The 6,442-nt window shown below is 43.8% G+C and carries 8 protein-coding genes and 1 pseudogene; 4 read left to right on the forward strand and 5 right to left on the reverse strand.

All coding sequences use genetic code 11. The features are described from left to right. Positions 1 to 907, forward strand: a 907-nt coding sequence (locus K334_RS0112510; RefSeq protein WP_248623527.1) for an IS982 family transposase, incomplete at its 5' end; no start/stop codon positions are given. Positions 908 to 915: 8 nt separating this feature from the next. On the opposite strand, the gene K334_RS0112515 is transcribed toward K334_RS0112510, so the two are convergent. The 4 genes and pseudogenes from K334_RS0112515 to K334_RS0112525 all read right to left on the reverse strand — a co-directional run bounded on the left by K334_RS0112515 (position 916) and on the right by K334_RS0112525 (position 2,216). Then, positions 916 to 1,326 carry a hypothetical protein gene (locus tag K334_RS0112515; RefSeq protein ID WP_027445055.1) on the reverse strand — a complete coding sequence of 137 codons (411 nt, stop codon included), beginning with the start codon at positions 1,324 to 1,326 and terminating at the stop codon, positions 916 to 918. Further along, complete coding sequence (locus K334_RS0112520; protein ID WP_027445056.1) at positions 1,313 to 1,669, reverse strand: hypothetical protein; 357 nt, start codon at positions 1,667 to 1,669, stop codon at positions 1,313 to 1,315. Before K334_RS0112520 ends, K334_RS0112515 begins: the two co-directional genes overlap by 14 nt. After that, positions 1,653 to 1,799, reverse strand: a pseudogene (locus K334_RS15480) (RNA polymerase sigma factor); the annotation flags it as partial. The gene K334_RS0112520 and the pseudogene K334_RS15480, both read right to left, overlap by 17 nt. Positions 1,800 to 1,811: 12 nt before the next feature. Then, positions 1,812 to 2,216 carry an RNA polymerase sigma factor gene (locus K334_RS0112525; protein WP_025880558.1) on the reverse strand — a complete coding sequence of 135 codons (405 nt, stop codon included), beginning with the start codon at positions 2,214 to 2,216 and terminating at the stop codon, positions 1,812 to 1,814. A 380-nt stretch (positions 2,217 to 2,596) separates the two neighbouring features. Here K334_RS0112525 and K334_RS0112530 point away from each other — a divergent pair, with 380 nt between their 5' ends. The 3 genes from K334_RS0112530 to K334_RS0112540 are packed head-to-tail and all read left to right on the forward strand — an operon-like array spanning position 2,597 to position 6,071. Then, positions 2,597 to 4,075 carry a tyrosine-type recombinase/integrase gene (locus K334_RS0112530; protein WP_027445057.1) on the forward strand — a complete coding sequence of 493 codons (1,479 nt, stop codon included), beginning with the start codon at positions 2,597 to 2,599 and terminating at the stop codon, positions 4,073 to 4,075. A gap of 59 nt (positions 4,076 to 4,134) precedes the next feature. Further along, complete coding sequence (locus K334_RS0112535) at positions 4,135 to 5,232, forward strand: PDDEXK nuclease domain-containing protein (protein WP_154655623.1); 1,098 nt, start codon at positions 4,135 to 4,137, stop codon at positions 5,230 to 5,232. 5 nt (positions 5,233 to 5,237) lie between these two features. Further along, positions 5,238 to 6,071: a DUF6043 family protein gene (locus tag K334_RS0112540; protein ID WP_025880556.1), complete on the forward strand. Its 834-nt coding sequence runs from the start codon at positions 5,238 to 5,240 to the stop codon at positions 6,069 to 6,071. A gap of 210 nt (positions 6,072 to 6,281) precedes the next feature. Here K334_RS0112540 and K334_RS14615 read toward each other — a convergent pair. Beyond that, positions 6,282 to 6,442 (reverse strand): transposase (locus K334_RS14615; protein WP_154655624.1); only part of this gene is annotated, 161 nt, incomplete at its 5' end.

Here is a 6,442-nt window from a genome sequence, read left to right on the forward strand (position 1 = left end):
CAAAGTTACTGAAATATTCTGTATATTGGATGAGTTCTGCAAGAATTTGGACGCTGAACTTAGTAAAAACCTCCACATAGCCCCCACAGACGAGGGATATAAGCGTTTGAGAAACCGAAAGGGCCAGATGTCCAAGAGCGAAATCATGGCCGTCCTGCTGTACTACCACTTCGGCTCTTTCCGAAATTTCAAGCACTATTACCTGTTCTTCATCAAGGGTCACTTGGCGAGCTGTTTCCCTAACGCGGTGTCCTACACGCGCTTTGTGGAACTCATGCCCCGCGTGTTCTTCGACCTGATGGCCTTCATGCGCATCCAGGGCTTCGGCCAGTGTACAGGCATTAGTTTCGTGGACAGCACGATGATCCCCGTATGCCACAACATGAGAAGGAAATTCAACAAGGTGTTCGACGGACTTGCCAGGGACGGGAAGGGTACGATGGGATGGTGCCACGGTTTCAAGCTGCACTTGCTGTGCAACGAGAAGGGCGACGTCCTCACATTCTGCCTTACCCCCGCAAACGTGGACGACAGAGATCCCAAAGTGTGGGAGGTGTTCACGAAGGTGCTCTACGGCAAGGTGTTTGCCGACAGGGGGTACATCAAGCAGGGCTTCTTCGAGAGCCTCTTCAACCAAGGCATCCACCTGGTCCACGGGCTCAGGTCGAACATGAAGAACAAGCTCATGCCCTTGTGGGATAAGATGATGCTGCGCAAGCGCTACATCATTGAATGCATCAACGAATTGCTGAAAAACAAGGCCAACCTTGTCCATTCACGTCATCGCTCCGTACACAACTTCCTCATGAACCTCAGCGCTGCATTGGCCGCATATTGCTTCTTCGAGAATAAGCCCGAGGCACTGCCCGTACACATTGAAAAGAGCAGGCAATTGGAATTGTTCTAAGCAAGTCCTTATCCCGAACTGGCGTATTCTGTATAAAAGAAGTGGAAATGCTTCTCCAAATGGGCCTTGGATTCCAGTGGAACGCCCGCCAGTCGGAGAGGCGTGTGGGCACTCATTTCTTCTACAGAGTTGTATTGTTGATGAAAATGAGTGATGACGGTGTCGCCTTTGGTTACGGTTTTGCCTTGCTTCATCGAGTCGACGCATAGGCAATCGGGGACGGGATTCGACCGCTGCGGGCGGTTGCCTTTCAAGAGGCTGTCCCGTTCGTTTTTTTTCACCCTGTTTTCATAGCTCACTTCGCGCAGGCAAGTGCCGTCGGTGTTGATGGTGGTCGTCATTCTGGCTTGTTGGCTTTCGCAAGAAGCGGTGACGATGAGGGTTGCAAGGAGCAGGAGATGTGACTTAATGGTTTTCATTGAGCATGGCTTTAATGGAGGTGTAACTGAGATTGTGTTGCTTTTGAAGGTTTGTACGCACGATGTCCAGGGTGTTTCCCTGGGCATATACGGTTCTGTTGGGCGTATGGGACGTTGCCAAGGCCGGCTCTTTGTGGCATGAAAAGCCGATTAAGAGGCTGAGAACGGCAGCCGTGGTGCTCACAACTCGCAAGGCTACGAGCCATGTCGGGGCGTTCCGTCGCCGTGGCGTCTTGTCGTCTTGTCGGTCGGGGAGGCTGTCCATGATCGAGGCCGCCAACTGCTTGGGCACTTGTACGGGCTCTTTTTGCAAGCGGTTGATAAGTTCATTCATCTGATTCATAGCCTAATCGTTTCAATTGTTGTCTGATATGCAGTCTTGCAACATAGAGGTTGCTTTTGATTTGTCGGTCGTTCAGCCCCGTCACTTGCTCTATTTCTGCCGAATCCAGCCCTTCGAGATGCGAAAGCGTAAAGACAAGTCGCTATTTCTCGCTGAGTCCTTCGGCCAATATCCTGACGATGGAAATCCACTCCTTGTTCTCCAGCTGCCGAGAGGGGCTTCTGTCGGTGAGATAAGTAGTGAACACTTGTTCGTCTTCGGGCAACGGCACCTGTCGTCGCTTGTGTTTCAACCGGTCCAGGCAGACGTGCGACGCGATGGAATATACCCACGTGGAGAATAGCGTGCGCTCTTCCTGATAGTCATTCATGTTCAACCACACCCGGATGAAGGTCTCCTGCGCGGCATCCATCGCCTCGTCTTCGTCGCAAAGCAGCTTGAGTGTGAGCGAGAACACCATTCCCTCATATTGCTCGACCACTGCGCGGAAGGCTTTCTTGTCGCCTTTGCGGCAACGTAGGAGGATGTTTGGATGAACTTGTTGCATGATTGGTTGCTTGAATGACGTTACATCTCTAATACGATTGAGCTTGGTAAAAGTCAAAAGACGATTGAACTTTCTGCATCTCCCGTTCAATGAAGGCTGCCCGACAAAAGAAAAAGGAGTTGCGGACAGTCCGTAACTCCTAAATTATCAATGTAGCGGGAGTGGGACCCGAACCCACGACCTCCGGATTATGAATCATATCTAATACATTTCTCCAAGTTGCTTTATGTTTATAAATAACTGTATATTAAGTACTTAAATATTTTGTAGATTCTATGAAATTACGTAATTTTGCACAGAATTTAGGTAGAAAAGTTCACCAAAAGTTCACCAATTTCATTCTTAATACACCATAAATAAAGGGTTTTGTAATTTGTAATATGAGAAGAAAGTTCACCGAATCGGACATTTTGTCCAACAGACAGTATAGGGATCGAGGAGAAACAACACTTGCAAAGTTTGTTTCTTCCAATGGCAGCGTAACGGGAACACTTATGATAGATCCTCGAAGGGCATCTGGTGATGAATCGGAAATTCTGCCTGTTGCCATCCGCGTTCAATATAATGGCAAGAAGATATATTTACGAATTGGTAAGACTTTTGTTTTGTCAGAATGGAAAGCCTTGTGTGAAATAGAGCGGTTAGGAAGAAACAAAAATGCAAACGAGCGGGTAGAACTAAAGTCTCATTTGAACAAGGTAGAACGACTTGTTAATTTATTGATAGAAGAAGGTGCGTTTACTCTCAAAAGATTGCAAGAGAGATTTAGTGGTATCACACCCGAAGAAAGAACAATCTATACTGTATGGGATAAGTATATTGAAAATAGGAAAATTGATAAATTAGGTACTGCACGAACTAACACGGATGTGAAGAGACGCTTTGTCAAAGAAATGGGGACGAATGTTACCTTTGGAGACATAGATAGGTCATTTATTCAGAAATGGGCAACAGTCATGAAGAAGCGTGGGCTAAGCACGACAACTATTGGAATCAGCCTGCGTACATTCCGAGCCATTGTGAAAGTCTGCATAGATGAAGGACTAATAAAAGGTGATACACGAGAAATGTTCAAAGATACAGGCTATAATAAATCTAACAGCCGCAAACATGAATTTCTGGACGTTACTACGATGCACCAACTTTACAACTTCTGGGAGAAAGGAGAAGCTAAGGGGGAGAATGGAAAAGAAATTTTTTATTCGCATGAAAAAGAGGCTGTCTTTCGTGACCTCGGTTTATTCCTGTTTATGTACCTCGGTGATGGGCAGAATCTTGCCGACACATTACGATTGGAATATGATGAATGGTACTTCTCTACACATGGCAAACAACTGCGTTTCTTCCGTCAGAAGACACATGACCGAAATGAGAGCGCAAGTGAAGTGATATTCCCCATAACTCCTGAACTAAAGATGATAATTGACAAACATGGCAATGAACCCAAATTAGGAAGACGTGTTTTCCCAATTATGCCAAGACTGCTTCTTCCCGAAAAGGAATTATGGGTGATTCAGCGTTATAACAAGTATATAGGCATCCACATGAATAAGGTAGCTACCCTCTTGGGAATGGAACAAAAGCCCACATCAACCTGGGCAAGGCATAGTTTCGCTACCAATCTGAACAATTCTGGCAAAGTTCCATATAAGTATATCAGCGGCAGCATGGGACATAGCAGCAATGGAGACATCACCTCTAATTATATAGGCGCTTATCCTTTGGAGAAAATGTTAGAATATAACTGGTACCTGCTGCATGAAGAGAAGAAGCCTATAGCTTCTGGCAAGAAAGAACTGTTGGAACTTCTGAAATCCATGAGCAAGAAGGAACGAGAAGACTTGTTGTCATCAATATAGGATATTCTTTTTTGTTAGACAACAAAAATTTAGTAACTTTACCGACAAAATATTAGATCGTGAGCAAACTAATCAAAACAGACAAGGAGTATGCAGCTTGGATAAAAATTCTGAGCAATAGATTTAGGCAGAGCCAAATTAAAGCTTCTGTCAGGGTGAATAGCGAAATGTTGCTATTCTACTGGAATCTGGGAGTGGACATGGATTCTAAGAAAGCAGACAGCAAATATGGGTCTGGCTTTTTCAAGAACCTCAGTTTAGATTTAGGCGATGCCTTACCCGGAATAAGAGCATTCTCCATCAGAAATCTCCAGAACATCCTTAAATGGTATAGATTCTATAAAAAGGATTTCCCGATTACGAAACAAGCTGTTTCGCTAAGTTTAGAGAATACGAAACAAGTTGTTTCGCAAAGTCAAGACAAAATATCATTCGATGATTTCTTGTCTATTCCATGGGGACACCATGTTTATATCTTGCAAAAGTGTAATTCTACAGACAAAGCCTTATTCTTTGTTCAGCAGACTCTCAAGCATTGCTGGTCGAGAAGTGTGTTGTTGAATTTTCTGGATACCAACCTTTATGAACGAGAGGGTAAGGCCATTACCAACTTCAGTGCAACACTACCATCCGTCACAAGTGATTTGGCCCAAGAGATTACCAAAGATCCGTACAATTTTGACTTTGTCGGTCTCACGGAGCCCTACAAGGAAAAAGAGCTAAAAGATGCTCTTATCAAGAACATAGAGAAGTTTTTGTTAGAGATGGGAAATGGATTTGCCTATATGGGAAGGGAATTCAGAATGGAAGTTGACCATGATGAGTTCTTTGCTGACATGCTTTTCTATAATACTAAAATCCATTCTTATGTCATCGTAGAAGTAAAGACAACAGTTTTTGAGACTTCATTCTTGGGACAACTTAGTGGTTATGTATCATTTGCTAATCATATACTCAAAGGGGAAGGCGATAACCCAACGATAGGTTTGTTAGTTTGTAAAAACAAGAATGATATTGTGGCTCGCTATGCACTTGAGGGGTACACACAACCACTTGGAATATCTGAATATGAATTATCAAAAGTGTTTCCAGAGAATTTCAAGAGTTCGCTCCCATCAATTGAAGACATTGAGAATGAACTTAAAGAAAATAAGTAATAACTATGACTGGCTCAAAATACACAGATCAGTTACTATATTGGTATCAAGCCAACAAGATAACGGCAGACCGCATCATCAATGACTTGAAGAAGCAGTCGTTTGAGGCAGTGATGCACCTGTACGCCTATACAGCAAAGTCGCTGAAGTTGGAACATATTGTGAGCCAGCAGGACTATCCTTTCTTGTTTTCCAATAATTATACACGGGTCGGTGACACCTTAGCGGCAGCCGTGTCATTTCTTCTGAGTGAAGGCAACATGAGTTTCTCCAGTCCTGACAAGGTTAGGAAAACACTGCGCTATTGGCTTGTCTATGGTAATTTGCACGAGACGCTTGTTTCAAAGGTTATCATCAAGGCAAATGAAGCCAAAGAACGGATAGAACAGAATGGCTTTGCTGATTTGAAGCAGCAATTAGTTGGTACAAGCATTCTGAATGGAATTAAGACACAGCATGATTGGGACAGATTCTTTGGTGTTGAAATTTCGGAAGATGACGAAGATGGCGCAGCAACAGAAAGAAAAGTTAAACAAATCCCAGCCGAACTTCAAACGGAAACAGCCAGACAGATTCTTGACAAAGCAATTTCGTTGGGGTTATGTGATAATGAATATCACTGGCAAAAGACAAACTCCCTGTTGGCCTATTTCGCTGATTGTGCCTGTGAACATTTGAAGCTATCCAAAGCGGAGCAGGACGGCAAGAAGAAAACATATTGGAAGCCTTTTGAAACCCTATTCGGTATTTCCGGGCTGGCCAATTACAAGAACACCTATACCAACAAGACGGGCAAGCTGCCTACTGACCATGAAACCGTGGAATCTATATTCCGCTAAAAGAAGAAATTCGAAGCCCATGTAAGTCAGCCTTGCATGGCTTTTTTATCCATTTTCCTTACTATACAAGCATACCGAGACCTCTGCAAAACCTGCCACATTTTCAATTTTCATCTCTATAACCTTAAATGAGTGCATATTTATAAGCAACTGATGCCATAGAAGGCTACTTTAGTTCTAAATAGCCCCTTTCTTTGGTGTATTTTCCCCTTATCTGATACTATTTGACACAATAATCCCAGGTGTTCGGTACAAGTTGTAGGCAATGGATTCCATAATATGCTGCGCATGTGCTTTTGAAAGTCCAACGTATCTTGCTATTCCAGCACCAAACCATCTATGCATAGAACCAAAGGTACGTTCTACTTTGT

The sequence above is a fragment of the Segatella baroniae DSM 16972 = JCM 13447 genome (assembly GCF_000426585.1).
Classification (GTDB): domain Bacteria; phylum Bacteroidota; class Bacteroidia; order Bacteroidales; family Bacteroidaceae; genus Prevotella; species Prevotella baroniae.

Coding starts and splice junctions, on each gene's coding strand:
- K334_RS0112515 (WP_027445055.1), bottom strand. CDS start 1,326: ATGAAAACCATTAAGTCACATCTCCTGCTCCTTGCAACCCTCATCGTC.
- K334_RS0112540 (WP_025880556.1), top strand. CDS start 5,238: ATGACTGGCTCAAAATACACAGATCAGTTACTATATTGGTATCAAGCC.
- K334_RS0112520 (WP_027445056.1), bottom strand. CDS start 1,669: ATGAATCAGATGAATGAACTTATCAACCGCTTGCAAAAAGAGCCCGTA.
- K334_RS0112530 (WP_027445057.1), top strand. CDS start 2,597: ATGAGAAGAAAGTTCACCGAATCGGACATTTTGTCCAACAGACAGTAT.
- K334_RS0112525 (WP_025880558.1), bottom strand. CDS start 2,216: ATGCAACAAGTTCATCCAAACATCCTCCTACGTTGCCGCAAAGGCGAC.